The following is an 18,148-nucleotide window of genomic DNA, read 5'->3' on the forward strand; positions in this document are numbered from 1 at the left end:
TCACGAAATACATTCCAAGCCGTGCCAGTCGGCCCGTTTGACAATACCTTGCGCTTTCACTACATTCTTTTGGAATACCCTTTCCAATTCCATCTATCAGACAATCATGCTTACGGTTTTTCTCGATTTCGGTTCTGTTACCCGCGGTGATATCGATAGAACGGTACTGGAGCAAGTCGTATCCCCCTGGGTTTATCATGACAACACTTCCCGGGAGCAGGTAGCAGAACGAATCAGGGAAGCAGAAATCGTTGTCAGCAATAAAACGCTGCTGGACCGTTCAGCCCTGGATGCTGCAAACAAGCTGAAACTGATATGTGTGGCGGCAACCGGTTATAACAACGTCGATCTGATCGCGGCTGCCGAGCGCAACATTCCGGTATGCAATGTGCGCAACTATGCCACCGGCTCCGTCGCTCAGCATGTTTTCATGTTCATGCTGAACTTTGCCTGCCGTTTCGTGGAGTATCAGCAACTGATAAAACGAGGTGGCTGGCAGGCGAGTTCCTATTTCTGTCCGCTTGATTTCGGAGTCACAGAACTGGCCGGCAAAACACTCGGTATTGTCGGATACGGAGAACTGGGCAATGCGGTGGCAAACATTGCCCAAGTATTCGGGATGAAATTGCTGATTGCCGAACACAAATCCGCTTCAACCATCCGGCCTGGACGAACAGCATTCGATGAGGTCATCCGTCAGGCGGATTTCATTACCCTGCACTGCCCTTTGTCGGAAGATACCCGCCACCTGATCAGCAGCCGGGAGCTGAACCTGATGAAGCCTTCGGCATACCTGATCAATACCGCCCGCAGTGGCCTGATCGATGAAACCGATCTGCTGAAAAGCCTTTACTCAAAACATATTGCCGGTGCAGCCATCGATGTCCTGAAAGAAGAACCGCCAGTCAGTGGTAATCCACTGCTGGATTACCCTCATCCGAATCTCATCATCACACCCCACTCTGCCTGGGCCAGTGTGGAATCCCGACAACGCATGCTCAATCTGCTGGCAGATAACATACGCAATTTCCTGCACAACAAGCCTTTCAATCAGATCAAAGATGCATTGGCCTGATAACCCGTTATTTCTCCAGAAAGAGAATCTGCCGGGCTCTGGAACTCCTTTCTGTTCCAGGCTGTTTCTGTATTCAATTTGACAAACCTCCTGATCCTCATTACTTTCGCGTTCCGTAAGTCCAGGATCAGCCTGGTCATCCGAAAGCCTTGAAGGAAAACTGATTATGGTCAGTCCTTTTCGCCAGCACCGCCGTATCCTTGTGGCCAGTCTGGTTGGAACCACCATCGAATTTTATGATTTTTATATCTACGCCACCGCGGCAGCACTGGTATTCGGGCCGTTGTTCTTTCCTGCAGAATCTCCATCTGCACAATTGATGCTGTCATTCCTGAGCTTCAGCCTCGCCTTCATTGCGCGTCCTTGCGGTGCAGTTTTGTTTGGTCACTTCGGAGACCGAATCGGCAGAAAATCGACGTTGGTTGCCTCATTATTGCTGATGGGGATATCGACCCTGCTGATTGCGTTCCTGCCCACCTATTCGACAGCTGGCTGGATAGCCCCGCTGTTATTGTGCATTCTGCGTTTTGGCCAGGGACTGGGTCTGGGCGGCGAATGGGGAGGCGCAGCGTTGCTGGCTGTTGAAAATGCTCCTCCGGGATGGCGTGGCCGGTTCGGAATGGTGCCTCAGTTGGGCGCTCCGATTGGATTCCTTGCAGCAAACGGGCTGTTTCTGCTGATCGGCCTGCAGTTGAGTGACGCAGATTTTGCAGCATGGGGATGGAGAATCCCCTTCCTCGCCAGCAGTATCCTGATTGTACTTGGCCTGTGGGTACGCCTGAAGATCAATGAAACACCGGAATTTACCCAGGCACTGGCACAAAATCCTCCTGTTTCGGTCCCCTTCTGGGAATTGATACGCAAGCACGCACTCATCACATTTGCCGGAACTTTTACGGTGGTAGCCTGCTTCGCCATTTTTTACCTTTCAACCGCGTTTGCACTCGCCCATGGCACCACCACACTGGGATACGATCGCAAACAGTTTCTCATCACCCAGCTCGCTGCCATAGCATTTCTCGCTGCCGGGATCATCATTGCAGGAATACGTGCCGACAAGGTCAGTGCCAATCAGGTACTGAGCTGGGGCTGCGCTGCAACGATTGGTCTGGGGTTGATATTTGGCCCAGCTCTGGGAGCAGGATCGCTATGGCTGGTCTGGGGAATGCTCTCGCTTGCGCTGTTCATCATGGGCTTTGTATACGGCCCTCTTGGTGTATGGCTGCCATCGCTTTTCCCCCCACGAATACGCTACACAGGTGTATCCGTTGCGTTTAATGCAGGAGGCATTCTGGGCGGAGCACTCGCTCCGATCATCGCACAAGCACTGACTGATGCCGGTGGTACATCACTCGTTGGCCTGTACCTGACAATGGCAGGGATATTCAGTCTGGCGGGGCTGAAGCTGGTAGGAAAGTTGATGCCGGATAATATGAGTGAATATAAGAAGCGAAAAGACACTGATTAAGATGTGATAGTCTTTTGAGATAGTTAGTAAAAACAAGTAATAAATATTCTAAAACCAGTAAAACCAGATTCAGGCAATTTATACACTGTCTTGCACTGGATTTTATGGCTATTACCATCGCTGAATTGACTGGAGCTTCGGTCTAGATTTGTAACTAATCTCTGCAAATGCGGTAAAAATTGATAAACATACTCTGGAGCACATCGCATGAGGGGGTGGTACTTACGGCAAAAATATCATGTTTGGCCTTTTGAAAGAACATGGTAAGGTTTATGCTCAAAAATCATACTGCAAGCTTATTACCAGGGGCTATCCTCATACAATAAACCACTTCAATGGCTAGATAGTTACAATGGATTGATCAACATTGATTTGACAAGCACTCGGGTACATCATGGAAAAATGAATTTGTTAATGAGAACTGCATATAGCAGTATCGAGTCTTTCTGGAATTTCTTGAAATACCACTTGGCAAATTTAATGGTAGGCCAGGAATTTTTTATACCTCAAGGAAATTGAACTTCTATTCAACTATCGCCGTGATAGTCTGTATCTTAAGTTACTCAGACTTTTACGACCAAACCCGCTTTAGCTTTCCAAGACCCAAAACAAAAGCCAAATTTGACTAACAAACGAATTATTTGGCGAAAATAAATTATTTAAGATCGACTGTATAAAAAATGATGTCTGTTACTTTCCAACCTTTTCTTGCTCGCAGCTCTGACTATCCAAAGGTTAGAGTAGCCACATCAGCTTCACTATCTTTTAAATATTTGAAATACAGAGCATCCACTCATAATTATTCTGCTTTTATTTCAAATGGTGAATTTTTTATACAAGGACGCTATGCACTAATAGAAGCAATGCAGCGCGCCAATGTTAAAAAAGGAAGTATAGTTCTGCTACCTTCATTCCACTGCCGTAGTATGGTTGAACCTGCTTTATTTTTAGGTGCAGATATCTATTTTTATCAGGTGCTTGATGATTTACGTCCGGATTTTTCCAGACTTTCCTCCATACTTGAAAATAAGGATAGACGTCCTGCAGTTATGATCCTTACACATTACTTTGGTTTTCCTAATGCAGTTACAGAAACCAAGCTATTTTGCAAGCTTCGTAATATTACTCTTATAGAAGATTGTGCTCATGCTATCTATAGCCAGTATTTGGGCCAACCTCTTGGAACTTCGGGCAATTACGCAATTGCCAGTGTATGGAAATTTCTTCCTGCAAAGGATGGCGCTTTCTTGCTCGATAATAATAAAGGAAAGAGTTCCCAGATTTGCCATCAATCGTGGTTAAGGGAGGCAAAATCTTTTTTTGTATTACTTCAAAAAAAAGCGGAAAGAATATTTGAATATATGACCCCGCTATCGGTAAATGCAGCCTCACTATTAGCAGAAGCACACAAGATCTCTGATAAAAATAAAAATAATTTGAGTCTGGAGAGTCATCCTGGATTACAAAACATTTTGCCTGATAAAATTCAGATATCCGGCCTGCGATCGTCGTTCTATCTGACAAAATTCTCGGATCATGCTCGTATTATCTATCAGAGACGGAAAAATTATCAGCAATGGCTGTTCGGTATACAGTCTATTCAGGAAATCCACCCACTATTTTCTCATTTACCGGAAGGTGTTGTGCCATATGCTTTTCCTGTTCTTGCAGATTCCCAAGGAATAATTTTTCATATGTTGAGATTGGCAGGTATTCCCATATTACGGTGGGAAGATATGGCGCTGTCAGATTGTCCGGTATCAAGCAGCTATCGTTCCAGATTGTTGCAGCTGCCCTGTCATCAGGATTTACTTCCAGAGGATATTGAATGGATGGTTGATACCATTCGCCAGCTTGCAATGGAGTTAAATCAATGAACTGGGAAATACTTCCACTTACGAATCAGTTAGGGAGTTGGAGTGGAATATGGGATGATTTAAACGCTCGTCTATATAATAGTCATCCATTTTCGGACAGTAGGTTTGTCAATGCTTTACTCAAACATTTTGGCAATGGGACAGAACATCTATGTATCCATCGTTCTGTTGGGAACATAGATGGTTTGCTTATTCTCCGTTATCGGGGACGAGGAATATGGACACAATTTATCCCTTCTCAAGCACCTGCCATACCGATACTCGTAGAGAATGCAGATATTTTACGCGGACTCTTTTCCAGTTTATCTCCATTTGCCTGGCTTATTGAATTATTAAATATGGATCCTGAATTTTGTCCATCTTTTCCTTTCAATAAAGATTTTTGCCTTCGTATTGTTCCTCATGCCTTAACTATAAATATTAATTTAAAGAACTCATTTGAACGTTACTGGGAAACACGTTCAAAAGGAATAGTTCAAAATATGCGCCGCTATCAACGGCGTATAGAAAATGAACTCGGATTACCAGTTTTACAGATTCTAGTTGATCCACATTTAATGCACGATGCTGTAGTTCACTATGGCGAACTGGAATCAAATGGATGGAAAGGATATACGGGGACAGCTGTTAATATTAAAAATAAGCAAAGTAACTTCTATTCAGAAGTAATGACAACCTTTGCGGCCACCGGACAAGCTGAAATATCTGAATATCGAGTAGATCAGAAGCTGATTGCCTCAAGACTGATAATATTTAATAATAGTATTAAAATTATGCTTAAAACCACTTATGATGAAAATCTGGCAAGGTTTGCGCCAGGCCGTTTGCATTTGAGGGATACCCTTCAGTATATATTTCGAGAAAACCAACACAACTCTGTAGAGTTTTATACAAACGCGACACAAGATCAGCTTGCCTGGGCAACCGGGCAAAGACATATTAGTCACGTCATGATATTTCGGACAGCTTTATACGCACGAGCCTACGATCTTTACCACACAATCAGATTCCAATTACAAAAATATACAGGCAAATAGGCCTAATATACTAAATTTACTGATTATCCATGCCAGTAATATCTTTAGTCTATAAATAACCTATGATGGAATGGTGCATGTGGGTTCCCAAGGATAGCCGGACTCGTAAGTTCTCTGAATTGCCGTCCCATCGCATCGGGACGCAAAAAAAACAGATAGATGACAGTATTGAGAGCGTCTCAGCATGTCCTTGAACCAGTATCGCAGAAACCTTACCTTCGTTTTATATGACCGATTGCTGGCTCAATGATACTGCACTGATGAATAGTTTTCTAATCAATAGAAATGCCGCGCTTCTGGCTATGATACCAGATCATCACACCGTCAATCCTGACACTACACGATAACCTTTGTCGATAACACGATCTTAGATTTCTGATTAGTGACTGCTATCACCATATGACTGGCGTGAAAATACTAATTATTGTCACCCTCAAAGAGAACTTTATATTGGGCAACATAACCCATATAACGGGCATACACTGCCATAAACGCAGATACAAAAGACGGAAGCTGCGGGACTAAAACCATTTTCAAGATCGATTGGAAGGTTATTTAGGATAATGTAGTTTATGCCGTTTTCTATAGTATCTATAACCTCCATTTTCTGTTACACCAGCGGCAGCTTTTTTATGCCCTGCTATAGCTACCAAGAAACATAAATCAAAAAATCATTCCTGAATCGATTACCCCATGGAACAGCAAATTAGGAAATATGGAAGTATTAATGACTTACCTGCCAGCTGCCAAAAGCTTTTCGATTCAAATGAAAAAAGCAGCTTTGATTTATCCAAAGACTGGTTTCTTCTGTTAGAGACTACAGTTATTCGTCAAACAAAAGAAATTTATATTTTCACCTCTGAAACAATGGGCGTTATACAAGGTATCTGGCCAGTGTTATTACAAAAAAATGGAAAATTCAGTCCCAGGCAAATCAATAGTTTTACCTGTTTTTATTCTTCGCTTTACCAACCCTTAATTTCTTCCAACCTGACAATTGAAAGTTTAACTGGTTGCTTAAGAAAAATTTTATCGGATACTCAAGCTGATGTACTGCGCTTTGACATTATGGATCCATCCCATTCAGGTTTTGATCTTCACGAGCAAGCTTTAAAGAAAATCGGTTTTAAAACCGATCGATTCTTTTGTTGGGGTAATTGGTATTTGCCTGTAAACAATCGCTCCTTTTCGGATTACTTACAGGGGCTTTCCTCCCGGGTAAGAAACACACTGGAGCGGCGCAAGAAAAAATTTCTGGCTGGGGGGCGAGGAAAATTAGAAATCATCACAACTCACGACAAGCTTTTCACCGCGATCGACGTCTGGAAAAAAAATTACAGTGCAAGCTGGAAAATACCGGAACCCTACCCCGAATTCATGCCTTCTTTAATCAGTCTCTGTGCAGCCAAAGGCTGGCTAAGACTGGGAATCGCATACTATGACGAAGAACCAATTGCGGCGCAGCTCTGGATAGTAAATCAAGGTCGAGCAGCAATTTATAAATTGGCGTATGACGAAAAATTTGCTCATTTGTCACCGGGGACAATTCTGACTGCACACCTGATGCAACATGCAATTGACGTGGACAAGGTACATGAAGTTGACTATCTCACCGGAGATGATGCTTACAAGAAAGATTGGATGAGCCACCGGCGTGAGCGTCTTGGATTAGTTGCCTATAACCTCAGATCTTTTTGGGGGCTAATTGGTATATCTAAGCATATTGCGGGAAAAATCAGAAAAAAAATCTTAAAATCTTTGAAATAACTCCTTCTAACTACTAGATAGTGTAGTCATGAGATAAGAAATATGAGATCCTTTTAAGAAATTAAAGGGACTCGCATGACACATTCACATCGCAGGCATGATATTTCAGATAGGATATGGTCGCTACTTGAGGGGCATTTACCAGGCCGAGAAGGGGCATGGGGAGGGGTAGCCACAGATAATCGTCAGTTTATCAATGCTGTTTTCTGGATTATACGGACAGGAGCCCCATGGAGGGATTTACCGCCGGACTACGGGGGTTGGAGCAATACTCATCGCCGTTTCATTCGCTGGCGTGACAAAGGTATCTGGGAAAAATTGCTGGAAATCCTGATTGATGATCCAGATTATGAATGGCTGATAATGGATGCCAGTCACTGTAAAGTTCATCCACACGCCAGTGGAGCCAGAGGAGGTAATCAGGATATGAATCGGACAAAAGGGGGCTCAACACCAAGATACATCTGGCCGTGGATGCGCATGGTATGCCGGTCAGAATCCTTGTTACACAAGGTACCACTGCTGATTGCACGCAGGCTGGCCGCCTGATCGAAGGGATTGATGCAGATCATCTGCTGGCAGATCGTGGCTATGACAGTAATGCCATTGTTGAACAGGCGGAAAAACAGGGAATGGAAGCTGTTATCCCGCCAAAAAAGAATCGAAAAATACAAAGACCTTACGATAAATAACTGTATAAGCTGAGGCATCTCGTCGAAAATGCTTTTCTTCATCTCAAAAGATGGCGTGGCATCGCTACAAGATACGCCAAAAACACCTCTTCTTTCCTTGCTGTCGTGCAAATTAGATGTATCGCCCTCTGGGCTGATATCTTGTGACTACACTATATAAGTATTCTTTTTATTTGTCTATCCTCATAAGTACATACCATAAACACAGAAACCTTTTTACTCAATCATCTACACATTAGTCTTTTTAACGCCCCTGTAGAGAAAAACTCCAGAGTCCATTGATGAGACAACAGCTTCTCGATATCACTGAAATTGGCCCGCCATCGCTGGATAACTTTATTCCCTCAGGGAATGAAGAGGTACTTTATACATTGAGAAATCTGGTTGCGGGCAATCAGCAGGATCGTTTTTATTATCTGTGGGGGAAAACGGGTAGTGGTAAAAGCCATTTGTTGCAGGCAGTGGCGGATGCTTTTTCAGAACAGCAATGCAACTCACGCTACATCGACTGCAATCAGGATGAGCCAAACTTCAATCCCGGTACAGACTGTATAGTGATTGATAATGTCGAACGATTGGATGATGCGGCCCAGATCAGGTTGTTCAATCTTTACAATCACTTGCGTGACAGCAAACATGGCATATTTCTGGCCAGTGGCACCAAACCACCTGCCCAACTGGATTTACGCCAGGATCTGACTACCCGCCTGGGTTGGGGGCTGGTATACCAGGTGCATGAATTGACGGATGAAAAAAAAATCGAGGTCATGCAAGATTACGCAATCCGTTGCGGGTTTGAGCTGCCGCTGGAAATTTGCCATTATTTACTGAAATATGAACAGCGGAATTTATCTTCCCTCATCAGGTTTGTCCACGCACTGGATCAGCTTTCGCTGACCAGGCAACGTCCCATCACCCTTCCCTTGTTGCGCGAGCTGCTATAATCACGTACCAACTTGCGGGTGATTATCGACTTCAGCAGATCACAATGGCATGAAACAACCCTGAAACGTACTTCTTGTCTGAATTTACCCGGCTTTATCGCATCCATATTTTCCAATATCAAAGTTCAGTATCATGAAACTGGCATTATTTGACCTGGATAACACGCTTCTGGCTGGTGACAGCGATTTTCAATGGGCCCAATTTCTCATTGAACAACAAGTTCTGGATCGGGAAGTCTATGAAGCCCGCAACATCGAATTTTATGAACAATATAAAGCGGGCACACTCGATATCCACGAATTCCTGGATTTTCAGCTCAAACCTCTATCCCGCCATCCTCGTGAACAGTTAAACACATGGCGCAGCGATTTCATCGAACGAAAAATCGCACCCTTGATCGCTCCAGGCGCACGTGAGTTGATTGCAAGACATCAGGCCGAAAAAGATTTGTGCATCATCATTACTGCCACCAACAGTTTTGTAACCGCACCCATTGCCCGCATGCTGGGTATCGATCACCTGATTGCCACTGAACCGGAACAGAAAAATGGTGAATTTACCGGCCGCGTAACCGGCATACCCTCGTTCCAGGCAGGTAAAATAACCCGGCTGGAGCAATGGCTGGATGCGCACAATCTCACTTGGCTTTCTTTCCTGCAGAGCTGGTTTTATAGTGATTCACTCAATGATCTACCGCTACTCAAAAGAGTAACTCATCCTGTTGCAGTCGATCCTGATGCCACACTCCATGAATATGCGAAAAAAAGTGGATGGCCCATTATCAGTCTGCGCCAGTAATCCTTTCAACCAAGCGATTTACAATTTCTAGCGAGGAAAAACACAATGAAACGTACTTCCATCTCACTTCTGGCACCGGCAATTCTGTGCCTCTCACTTTCCTTCAATGCTCAGGCTGATACCTACCCCGAGAAAGCGGGAGAAAAACTGGCTACCGGTGTGGCTAATGTCATTACCGGCGTTGCCGAAATTCCCAAGAACATGATGATTACCAGCCATAAAAAAGGAACCATCTATGGCGTGACAGCAGGTTTCTTCGTCGGGCTCGTCCATACAGTCGGCCGGACACTGAGTGGTGCAGTTGATATCGTTACCTTTGTAGTACCCACCACGCCTATCATCAAACCAACCTATATCTGGGATGATTTTGATCGGGAAACAACCTACACCACCTGGCGTATGCGTTAATAATCCAGAATCTGGCAGCTGTCTTTATCCACGCGCTTCATCAAAACGTGCCAAGCCAAATCAGAAAATACAAAAAGGTTCGGTATAATAGGGTTTTGTAAGGGATTGATCGCATGAGATTAATACAAAAAGCACTCACCTTCGACGATATTCTCCTGGTTCCCGCTTATTCCGAGGTCTTACCCAAAGATGTCGATCTGGCTACACAACTGACCCGCACGCTCCGCATAAAGATACCGATCGTTTCCGCGGCAATGGATACCGTTACCGAAGCGCGGCTTGCCATTGCCATTGCACAGGAAGGCGGGATCGGCATCATCCACAAAAACATGCCTATCAAGGCTCAGGCCGCACAAGTTGCCCAGGTAAAACGCTTTGAAAGCGGTGTCGTTACCGATCCGATCATCGTCTCTCCGGACATGACCGTTCGCAAGGTTCTGGAACTGATCAGGCAGCACAACATATCCGGACTGCCCGTAGTAAAAAGCAAAAAGGTTGTCGGCATCGTTACCAACCGCGATCTGCGTTTTGAAACCAACCTCGATCAACCGGTCAAAAATATCATGACGCCGAAGAAACACCTGGTTACTGTTCGGGAAGGCGTTTCAAAAGAAGATGCACTGGCCCTGCTGCACAAACACAGGCTTGAAAAAGCGCTGATCGTCAGTGAAAACTTCGAATTGCGCGGAATGATCACTGTCAAGGACATCACCCGAACCACCGAACATCCCTATGCCAGTAAGGATAATCAGGAACGTTTGTACGTAGGTGCTGCCATTGGCGTGGGAGAAGGCAGCGATGAACGCGCTGCTGCCCTGGTGGAAGCCGGCGCAGATGTAATCGTCGTGGATACGGCACATGGACATTCACAGGGTGTGCTGGATCGTGTGCGCTGGGTCAAGAAAAAATTCCCTGAAATTCAGGTAATCGCTGGCAATGTAGCCACTGCTGCGGCAGCAAAGGCACTGGTAGATCACGGCGCAGATGCCGTAAAAGTCGGGATCGGCCCGGGCTCGATCTGTACCACTCGCGTCGTCGCGGGTGTCGGTGTGCCACAAATTTCAGCCATCGATAATGTCGCTACTGCGCTGCTGGGCACAGGTGTACCCCTCATCGCCGATGGGGGTATCCGCTATTCCGGTGATATTGCCAAGGCACTGGCTGCAGGCGCAAGTTCAGTCATGCTGGGAGGCTTGCTCGCCGGAACCGAAGAATCTCCAGGTGAAATCGAGCTGCTCAAGGGAAGATCCTATAAAAGCTATCGGGGCATGGGCTCTTTATCCGCCATGCAACAAGGATCGAGCGACCGCTATTTCCAGGAAGCCGAACGCCATGAGGCAGATAAACTGGTACCGGAAGGTGTGGAAGGACGCGTCCCTTATAAAGGCTATCTCGCCAATGTCATTCACCAGCTGACCGGAGGTGTCCGATCCAGCATGGGTTATCTGGGATGCCGCACCATCAGCGACATGCATACCAAAGCTGAATTCATCGAAATCACATCCTCCGGAATCCGTGAATCTCATGTGCATGATGTCCAGATCACCAAAGAAGCTCCAAACTATCACGTCGAATAAGTTTTTCTGATATGCATTCAGCCATTCTCATCCTGGATTTTGGCTCGCAATACACCCGGCTGATTGCCCGGCGCATTCGCGAGACCAATGTTTACTGTGAACTCCATCCCTTTGATGTCAGCCCGCAATTCATCCGGGAATTTGCACCTATCGGTATTATTCTCTCCGGCGGGCCAGCTTCGACTTTCACTGAGGATGCGCCACGTGTGCCGCAAATCGTGTTCGAGCTGGGGGTTCCCGTCCTCGGTATTTGTTATGGAATGCAAGCCATGGCAGCTCAGCTCGGTGGAGAAGTGGAAGATGCACAGACGCGTGAATTCGGTTACGCAGAGCTGCTGACTGCGCCGTGCAAGCTGTTCCATGGCATACAGGACCGCATTAACTCCGATGGCAAACCGGCTCTTGACGTCTGGATGAGCCATGGCGACCGTGTCAACAAACTGCCACCGGGTTTCACTGCCATTGCCTCCAATGCAGCGACTCCCTTCGCTGCCATGGCGGATGAAACGCGCAACTTTTACGGAGTACAGTTTCACCCTGAAGTCACCCACACACGACAGGGCAAGGCAATTCTCGATCACTTCGTGCATGATATCTGCGGCGCAGACTATGACTGGAACATGCCTGATTATGTGGAAGAAGCCATTGGCCGGATTCGTGCCCGTGTCGGGAATGATAAAGTCGTCCTGGGGCTATCTGGAGGGGTGGATTCATCCGTAGCCGCTGCACTCATTCATCGTGCCATTGGCGATCAACTGGTATGCGTATTCGTGGACAACGGCCTGCTTCGCCTGAACGAAGCCAAGCAGATCATGGAAACCTTCAGCCGGAACCTTGCGGTCAATGTCATTTACATCGATGCCGGCAGGCAGTTTCTGGAACAACTGAAAGGAATCACCGACCCTGAACAGAAACGCCGTACCATCGGCCGTGAGTTCGTGGAAATCTTCCAGCAGGAAGCGGAAAAGATCGAAAATGCAAAATGGCTGGCACAGGGCACCATCTATCCTGATGTCATTGAATCCGCTGGCAGCCACACCAAGAAAGCAGGCGTTATCAAATCCCACCATAACGTGGGCGGTTTACCGGAAACACTTCACCTCAAACTGCTGGAGCCACTGCGCGAACTGTTCAAGGATGAAGTACGTGAACTTGGCCTGGCACTGGGATTGCCGCATGATCTGGTGTTCCGCCATCCATTCCCCGGCCCGGGACTGGGTGTCCGTATTCTGGGAGAAGTCAAATATGAATACACCGAGTTACTGCGTCAGGCTGATGCCATTTTCATCGAAGAACTGAGAAATGCCGGCTGGTACGAAAAAACCTCTCAGGCATTTGCCGTTTTCCTGCCGATAAAATCAGTTGGCGTCATGGGAGACAATCGCAGTTATGAATATGTAGTCGCCTTACGCGCTGTTCAGACCGAAGATTTCATGACCGCACACTGGGCAGAACTGCCCTACACCCTCCTCTCCAGAATCTCAAATCGCATCATCAATGAAATCCGCGGTATCAACCGTGTGGTCTATGATATATCAGGCAAACCCCCGGCAACGATCGAGTGGGAATGATTCCGCGTCTGGCACAGCCAGGCACCTGATGGCATGAAATGCCGCTAAGCCCGCGTAATTGCGGGCTTTTTTTTGTTTGTGTTTGGCACGATCTGGCAACGGGAGGAAGCGCCAAGCACCGTTTGAGCATGGCATTAAAGCTGGTATTATGGTTTGGCGATGCCATGATTGATGCCGATACCATGCTGCGTTCTTTTGTGTGTTCATGGTATTAATATTCTATAAGTTACTGTTTCGTAAGAAAAAATACGATAAATTCGAGATTTTTTCAGCATGGTATCGGAGACGAAGAAGGACAAGGTACATGCTGACCGATACCAAGCTGCGCAATCTCAAGCCCAGGGACAAACTCTACAAAGTGAATGACCGGGAAGGTCTCTATGTGGCAGTGACTCCAGCCGGCTCCATCTCGTTCCGTTACAACTACTCAATCAACGGTCGGCAGGAGACCATCACCTTTGGGCGTTATGGTGTCGGTGGCATCACCCTGGCCGAAGCCCGCGAGCTGTTGGGTGACGCCAAGAAGATGGTTGCGGCGGGCAAGTCGCCGGCCAAGGAGAAAGCCCGAGACAAGGCGCGGGTGAAAGATGCAGAGACGTTCGGTGCCTGGGCGGAGAAGTGGCTGCGTGGCTACCAGATGGCCGACTCCACCCGCGATATGCGCCGCTCGGTTTATGAGCGTGAGCTGAAGCCGAAATTCAGCAATCAGAAGCTGGTGGAGATCACCCACGAAGACTTGCGGGCGCTGGCTGATGCCATTGTTGAGCGAGGCGCACCGGCCACCGCCGTTCATGTGCGTGAAATCGTGTTGCAGGTATTTCGCTGGGCCATCGAGCGTGGGCAGAAGGTCGAAAACCCGGCAGAACTGGTGCGCCCAACAAGCATCGCTCGATTCGAGCCACGTGACCGAGCGTTGACGCCAGAAGAAATTGGGCTGATGTACCAGTACATGGAGCGAGTGGGCACAAGCCCAACAAACCGTGCGGCGGCCAAGCTGTTATTGCTGACGATGGTGCGCAAGAGCGAGCTGACCAATGCGACCTGGAGCGAGATCAATTTCAGCGAAGCGTTGTGGACGATTCCAAAGGAGCGGATGAAACGCCGTAACCCGCACCTGGTATTTCTGTCCCAGCAGGCTCTGGATATTTTCATTGCCATGAAAACCTTTGCCGGTGGTTCCGACTTCGTTTTGCCATCACGGTACGACTCGGATGCGCCGATGAGCGCTGCCACACTTAACCAGGTGCTGACGCTGACTTACAAGGCGGCGCAGAAAGATGGGAAGTCACTTACCAAGTTCGGACCGCATGATTTGCGGCGCACAGCCAGCACGCTGTTGCATGAGGCCGGCTACAACACCGACTGGATCGAGAAGTGCCTGGCGCACGAGCAGAAGGGCGTGAGGGCTGTCTACAACAAGGCTGAGTACCGCGAGCAGCGGGCGGCGATGTTGCAGGATTGGGCCGATATGATTGATGAGTGGACTTCGGGAGGCAGTAAGGGTTGATGTTTTTGCTATCTTTGATAGCATTGAAGTTGATGCCGTGAATTTATAAATAAGGCCGCCATTGGCATCGGGCAGGTCAATTACCGATTAGCTGCTTCGCGCAGCTACTCGATGAATAGCAACTATTCATTTGAGAGGTATTGACCCATGCAAAATATAAAGACCCTCATCAACAGGAAGAAGCTCCTGGAGATGATCCCGCTTTCGACACGAACAATTTATAACCTGGAGCAGCGAGGGGATTTTCCACGCCGTATCGCGTTAACCAGTAGAAATGTCGCCTGGGATTTGTCAGAGGTCGAAGAGTGGATTGAGGCACGTAAATCATCGGGTGATCAAGCTGCGCGACCTGGCCCTATAGAGGGCTAGTTATATGGCTCTTGATCTTATGGCGGCTTTCACGGAATTGCCGCCACCCATTGATTATGTTCTGCCTAATATGGTTGCTGGCACTGTTGGTGCTCTTGTGTCGCCTGGTGGGGCTGGTAAATCCATGTTGGCCCTTCAATTGGCTGCACAGATTGCAGGCGGGCCTGATTTACTTGAAATAGGCGAGTTTCCCACCGGGCAAGTGGTCTATCTGCCTGCTGAAGATCCACCGGCCGCTATTCACCATCGTCTGCACGCCCTTGGGGCACACCTCAGCGCAGCGGAACGGCAAGCCGTGGCTGATGGTTTGCTCATTGAACCCTTGATCGGTAAATGCCCAAACATCATGGCTGCTAGCTGGTTCGATGCTCTCAAACGAGCCGCTGAAGGTCGTCGCTTGATGATCTTGGACACTTTGCGGCGCTTCCACATTGAGGAGGAGAACGCTAGCGGGCCGATGGCGCAGGTTGTTGGGCACATGGAGGCCATAGCCGCTGATACAGGCTGCTCCATTGTGTTTCTGCACCACGCGAGTAAAAGCGCAGCCATGATGGGGTCGGGCGATCAACAGCAGGCCAGTCGTGGATCGTCCGTACTGGTTGATAACATCCGTTGGCAATCGTACCTATCCGGCATGACGCAAGGCGAGGCCGAGATACTGGGGGTCGATGATTGTCAGCGTGGGTATTTTGTCCGCTTTGGCGTCAGCAAGGCCAACTATGGCGCACCTTTTCAAGAACTCTGGTTTAGACGGCACGACGGCGGCGTGTTGAAGCCTGCTGTACTGGAGCGGCAGTGCAAGGTGAAAAGGAGACAGCGTGAAGAAGCCTAAGCATGACCTGACCCACGTCCGACATGATCCCGCGCACTGTTTGGCACCTGGCCTGTTCCGCAGCCTCAAGCGTGGCGATCGCAAACGCTGCAAGCTGGACGTGACCTACACCTTTGGCGAGGACGAATCCATGCGTTTCGTCGGATTCGAACCTCTCGGGGCCGATGATATGCGTCTTTTGCAAGGCATCGTGGCCCTTGGCGGCCCGAACGGCATCTTGCTAACCCCGGAACCGACCAGTGAGACGGGGCGACAGCTACGGCTATTCCTTGAACCCCGTTTCGAAGCCATTGAGCAAGACGGCTTGGTGGTTCGTGAGAGCCTGACCAAACTGCTCTCAGAAACGGGCATGACGGATAGCGGCGACAACATCAAGGCGCTCAAAGCCAGCCTGCTGCGCATGTCGAACGTCACCATCCTTGTGACGAAGGGACGGCGGCAAGCCGCGTTCCACCTGATGAGTCATGCTTTTGACGAGACGGACGGCAGGCTATGGGTTGCCCTGAATCCGCGTATTGCCGAAGCGATCCTGGGGCATCGTCCATATGCCCGTATCGACATGGCGGAAGTGCGGGTGCTACAGACTGATCCGGCACGGCTGATGCACCAACGGCTATGCGGCTGGATCGACCCCGGCAAATCCGGGCGCGTGGAACTGGACACGCTTTGCGGCTATGTCTGGCCAGATGAAGCCAATGCCGAAGCTATGAAAAAACGCCGTCAGACTGCCCGGAAGGCACTGGCCGAACTTGCCGCCGTGGGTTGGGTAGTGAACGAATACGCCAAGGGAAAATGGGAGATCAAGAGGCCTGGCCCCACGGCAACTGCACCCGTTTACCGTCGTAACGTTCCCTTGTTACCGTCGTAACGCTCCCCTTCTGCCGTCGTAACGTTCCCCGTCCCAATTTGGAAAACCCAGACGGTGCGCTGCTTTGCGGGCAGTTTGGGAAATCCATCCAAGATTATCTAAAGATAATCCATCATGCGCGGTGCAGCTCGCGCCTTGAGGGCGCGTTCTGACCTTGCCAATAAAGCCCTGGCGGGCTTTATCAATCGGCCATAGGCCGATGGTTTAACGCCAAGAAGAGAAGGCGGCTTCAGTGGCCGCTGAAACGCCTTGTGAGAGGGGAAAACAACCCGGAGTCCCTTATTCCATGAGCTGAAGCAGAATCTGCGTCTAACGGTGCTGGAGGGCCGCTGTGTGCACTTGTAGTTATCTGTACTGAAACCTTGGCTCGAAACGTGAAATGGCTAAGCAGTGCCCATTCGTTCGGTAAGAATAATAAGAAGATTATTATTCTTATTATTACCAAGCAGGAATGAGCCGTGTGTGTTGGACGCCCATAACCAGTAACCTGCGTGAAGGTGTCAACATCAGGAAAGGTTGCCCCTCAAGTATCAATACGTCGCCTTAGTGGTATGACGGGAGGGGAGGCAAATTTCTTGTGTTCATTGACACTTGAGGGGCGGGTTATGCCCTTCTTTTTTGGCGTCCAACTCGCCCCATCGGGGCGAATGGTTTGTGTCGATTGTTGGCATTTTAGGTTCCGATTTAAAGCCGATTGAGCAGCGATTTTGAAGCGACTATGTCGATTGCAGGCCGATTTGGTGACGATTACGGTTATGTTGCCAAGAATCGGTGTTTGTTTGACGATAAAACGCTTTACGTTCGATATGCGCTAGATTTTCAATAGTGGGTGAAATGCGGGCAGGATGGGTGAAGTTAGCTAACCGGCAAGCCGGTTATCTATCTTCACTGTCCCTTATTCGCGCCGGGGGCACTCAACGGGAATCCTGCCCTGCGGGGCTGATCGGCTACCGCCGGTTGCAAGAGTATAGGTCTTGCTATTTTTAATATCTTTGATAGCATGGTTGTCGGGTACACCAAAAGGGTATTGATATGGCAAATGTGCTTATCAGGAATTTACCCGCCGAGGTGCACCGTGCGTTGAAAGTTCGAGCAGCGCTCAACGATAGGAGCACCGACGCGGAAATACGCGAAATACTGACGGCGGCAGTACAGCCGCTAGAGCTTGAAGAGATTGGCCGGGAAGTTGGCTTGTCCGAAAGCGATAAAAAAACAGAGTAGTTTTACGTTTGTAAGTCCGGGCCTCAGCGCCAAGGGCAATACCGATCAGCTAGTGGCGTAGCTCTTCGATGAAACGTTGCCGAGAACAAGCACAACGCTTGGTCAAGGCAATGCCTTCTTTTCATCGACGGAGTAC

Annotated in this window: 15 protein-coding genes and 1 pseudogene; all 16 read left to right on the forward strand. The window is 48.3% G+C overall.

Translation table 11 applies throughout. The features are described 5' to 3' along the window. The first annotated feature begins 106 nt into the window (after nt 1-106). The 16 genes and pseudogenes from HRU73_RS10315 (at nt 107) to HRU73_RS10390 (ending at nt 18,012) form a co-directional block, all read left to right on the forward strand. The gene (locus HRU73_RS10315) at nt 107-1,075 is read left to right on the forward strand and encodes a 2-hydroxyacid dehydrogenase (protein WP_287398635.1); all 969 of its coding nucleotides are present in this window, start codon (nt 107-109) and stop codon (nt 1,073-1,075) included. A 166-nt stretch (nt 1,076-1,241) separates the two neighbouring features. Continuing rightward, a complete protein-coding gene (locus HRU73_RS10320) occupies nt 1,242-2,543 on the forward strand; it encodes an MFS transporter (protein WP_287398636.1) in 1,302 nt (433 codons plus the stop codon). A 680-nt stretch (nt 2,544-3,223) separates the two neighbouring features. Continuing rightward, complete coding sequence (locus tag HRU73_RS10325) at nt 3,224-4,420, forward strand: DegT/DnrJ/EryC1/StrS family aminotransferase (RefSeq protein WP_287398637.1); 1,197 nt, start codon at nt 3,224-3,226, stop codon at nt 4,418-4,420. Further along, nucleotides 4,417-5,457 (forward strand): GNAT family N-acetyltransferase, encoded by a 1,041-nt coding sequence (locus HRU73_RS10330; protein WP_287398638.1) that lies wholly within the window; start codon nt 4,417-4,419, stop codon nt 5,455-5,457. The genes HRU73_RS10325 and HRU73_RS10330 overlap by 4 nt, the downstream gene beginning before the upstream one ends. Nucleotides 5,458-6,150: 693 nt before the next feature. Continuing rightward, nucleotides 6,151-7,224 (forward strand): GNAT family N-acetyltransferase, encoded by a 1,074-nt coding sequence (locus tag HRU73_RS10335; protein ID WP_287398639.1) that lies wholly within the window; start codon nt 6,151-6,153, stop codon nt 7,222-7,224. 75 nt (nt 7,225-7,299) lie between these two features. Next, nucleotides 7,300-8,063: pseudogene (locus tag HRU73_RS10340) on the forward strand (IS5 family transposase). 134 nt (nt 8,064-8,197) lie between these two features. Further along, nucleotides 8,198-8,860 (forward strand): DnaA regulatory inactivator Hda, encoded by a 663-nt coding sequence (gene hda, locus HRU73_RS10345; protein WP_287398640.1) that lies wholly within the window; start codon nt 8,198-8,200, stop codon nt 8,858-8,860. Between the two features lie 133 nt (nt 8,861-8,993). Next, on the forward strand, nt 8,994-9,659 hold the full coding sequence (locus HRU73_RS10350) for a histidinol-phosphatase (protein WP_287398641.1): 666 nt from the start codon (nt 8,994-8,996) through the stop codon (nt 9,657-9,659). Nucleotides 9,660-9,704: 45 nt separating this feature from the next. Further along, complete coding sequence (locus tag HRU73_RS10355; RefSeq protein WP_011110748.1) at nt 9,705-10,067, forward strand: exosortase system-associated protein, TIGR04073 family; 363 nt, start codon at nt 9,705-9,707, stop codon at nt 10,065-10,067. A 113-nt stretch (nt 10,068-10,180) separates the two neighbouring features. Next, on the forward strand, nt 10,181-11,644 hold the full coding sequence (gene guaB / locus HRU73_RS10360) for an IMP dehydrogenase (RefSeq protein ID WP_276818698.1): 1,464 nt from the start codon (nt 10,181-10,183) through the stop codon (nt 11,642-11,644). Between the two features lie 11 nt (nt 11,645-11,655). After that, nucleotides 11,656-13,215: a glutamine-hydrolyzing GMP synthase gene (guaA, locus tag HRU73_RS10365; protein WP_287398642.1), complete on the forward strand. Its 1,560-nt coding sequence runs from the start codon at nt 11,656-11,658 to the stop codon at nt 13,213-13,215. A 304-nt stretch (nt 13,216-13,519) separates the two neighbouring features. Next, a complete protein-coding gene (locus tag HRU73_RS10370) occupies nt 13,520-14,722 on the forward strand; it encodes a tyrosine-type recombinase/integrase (RefSeq protein WP_000954590.1) in 1,203 nt (400 codons plus the stop codon). Nucleotides 14,723-14,869: 147 nt separating this feature from the next. After that, on the forward strand, nt 14,870-15,091 hold the full coding sequence (locus HRU73_RS10375; protein ID WP_001179606.1) for a helix-turn-helix transcriptional regulator: 222 nt from the start codon (nt 14,870-14,872) through the stop codon (nt 15,089-15,091). Nucleotides 15,092-15,095: 4 nt separating this feature from the next. Continuing rightward, nucleotides 15,096-15,923, forward strand: a complete 828-nt coding sequence (locus HRU73_RS10380) for a helicase RepA family protein (protein ID WP_001162384.1) — start codon at nt 15,096-15,098, stop codon at nt 15,921-15,923. Further along, nucleotides 15,910-16,791, forward strand: a complete 882-nt coding sequence (gene repC / locus HRU73_RS10385; protein WP_000743064.1) for a replication protein C, IncQ-type — start codon at nt 15,910-15,912, stop codon at nt 16,789-16,791. The genes HRU73_RS10380 and repC overlap by 14 nt, the downstream gene beginning before the upstream one ends. A 1,032-nt stretch (nt 16,792-17,823) precedes the next feature. Continuing rightward, entirely contained in the window at nt 17,824-18,012 is a 189-nt protein-coding gene (locus HRU73_RS10390) for a FitA-like ribbon-helix-helix domain-containing protein (protein WP_000024442.1), read from the forward strand. Nucleotides 18,013-18,148: the final 136 nt, after the last annotated feature.

The organism is Nitrosomonas sp. H1_AOB3 (assembly GCF_015709435.1).
Lineage (GTDB): Bacteria > Pseudomonadota > Gammaproteobacteria > Burkholderiales > Nitrosomonadaceae > Nitrosomonas > Nitrosomonas europaea.

Coding starts and splice junctions, on each gene's coding strand:
- HRU73_RS10355 (WP_011110748.1), top strand. CDS start 9,705: ATGAAACGTACTTCCATCTCACTTCTGGCACCGGCAATTCTGTGCCTC.
- guaA (WP_287398642.1), top strand. CDS start 11,656: ATGCATTCAGCCATTCTCATCCTGGATTTTGGCTCGCAATACACCCGG.
- HRU73_RS10375 (WP_001179606.1), top strand. CDS start 14,870: ATGCAAAATATAAAGACCCTCATCAACAGGAAGAAGCTCCTGGAGATG.
- HRU73_RS10380 (WP_001162384.1), top strand. CDS start 15,096: ATGGCTCTTGATCTTATGGCGGCTTTCACGGAATTGCCGCCACCCATT.
- HRU73_RS10335 (WP_287398639.1), top strand. CDS start 6,151: ATGGAACAGCAAATTAGGAAATATGGAAGTATTAATGACTTACCTGCC.
- HRU73_RS10325 (WP_287398637.1), top strand. CDS start 3,224: ATGATGTCTGTTACTTTCCAACCTTTTCTTGCTCGCAGCTCTGACTAT.
- HRU73_RS10350 (WP_287398641.1), top strand. CDS start 8,994: ATGAAACTGGCATTATTTGACCTGGATAACACGCTTCTGGCTGGTGAC.
- HRU73_RS10315 (WP_287398635.1), top strand. CDS start 107: ATGCTTACGGTTTTTCTCGATTTCGGTTCTGTTACCCGCGGTGATATC.
- hda (WP_287398640.1), top strand. CDS start 8,198: ATGAGACAACAGCTTCTCGATATCACTGAAATTGGCCCGCCATCGCTG.
- HRU73_RS10370 (WP_000954590.1), top strand. CDS start 13,520: ATGCTGACCGATACCAAGCTGCGCAATCTCAAGCCCAGGGACAAACTC.
- HRU73_RS10390 (WP_000024442.1), top strand. CDS start 17,824: ATGGCAAATGTGCTTATCAGGAATTTACCCGCCGAGGTGCACCGTGCG.
- HRU73_RS10330 (WP_287398638.1), top strand. CDS start 4,417: ATGAACTGGGAAATACTTCCACTTACGAATCAGTTAGGGAGTTGGAGT.
- HRU73_RS10320 (WP_287398636.1), top strand. CDS start 1,242: ATGGTCAGTCCTTTTCGCCAGCACCGCCGTATCCTTGTGGCCAGTCTG.
- guaB (WP_276818698.1), top strand. CDS start 10,181: ATGAGATTAATACAAAAAGCACTCACCTTCGACGATATTCTCCTGGTT.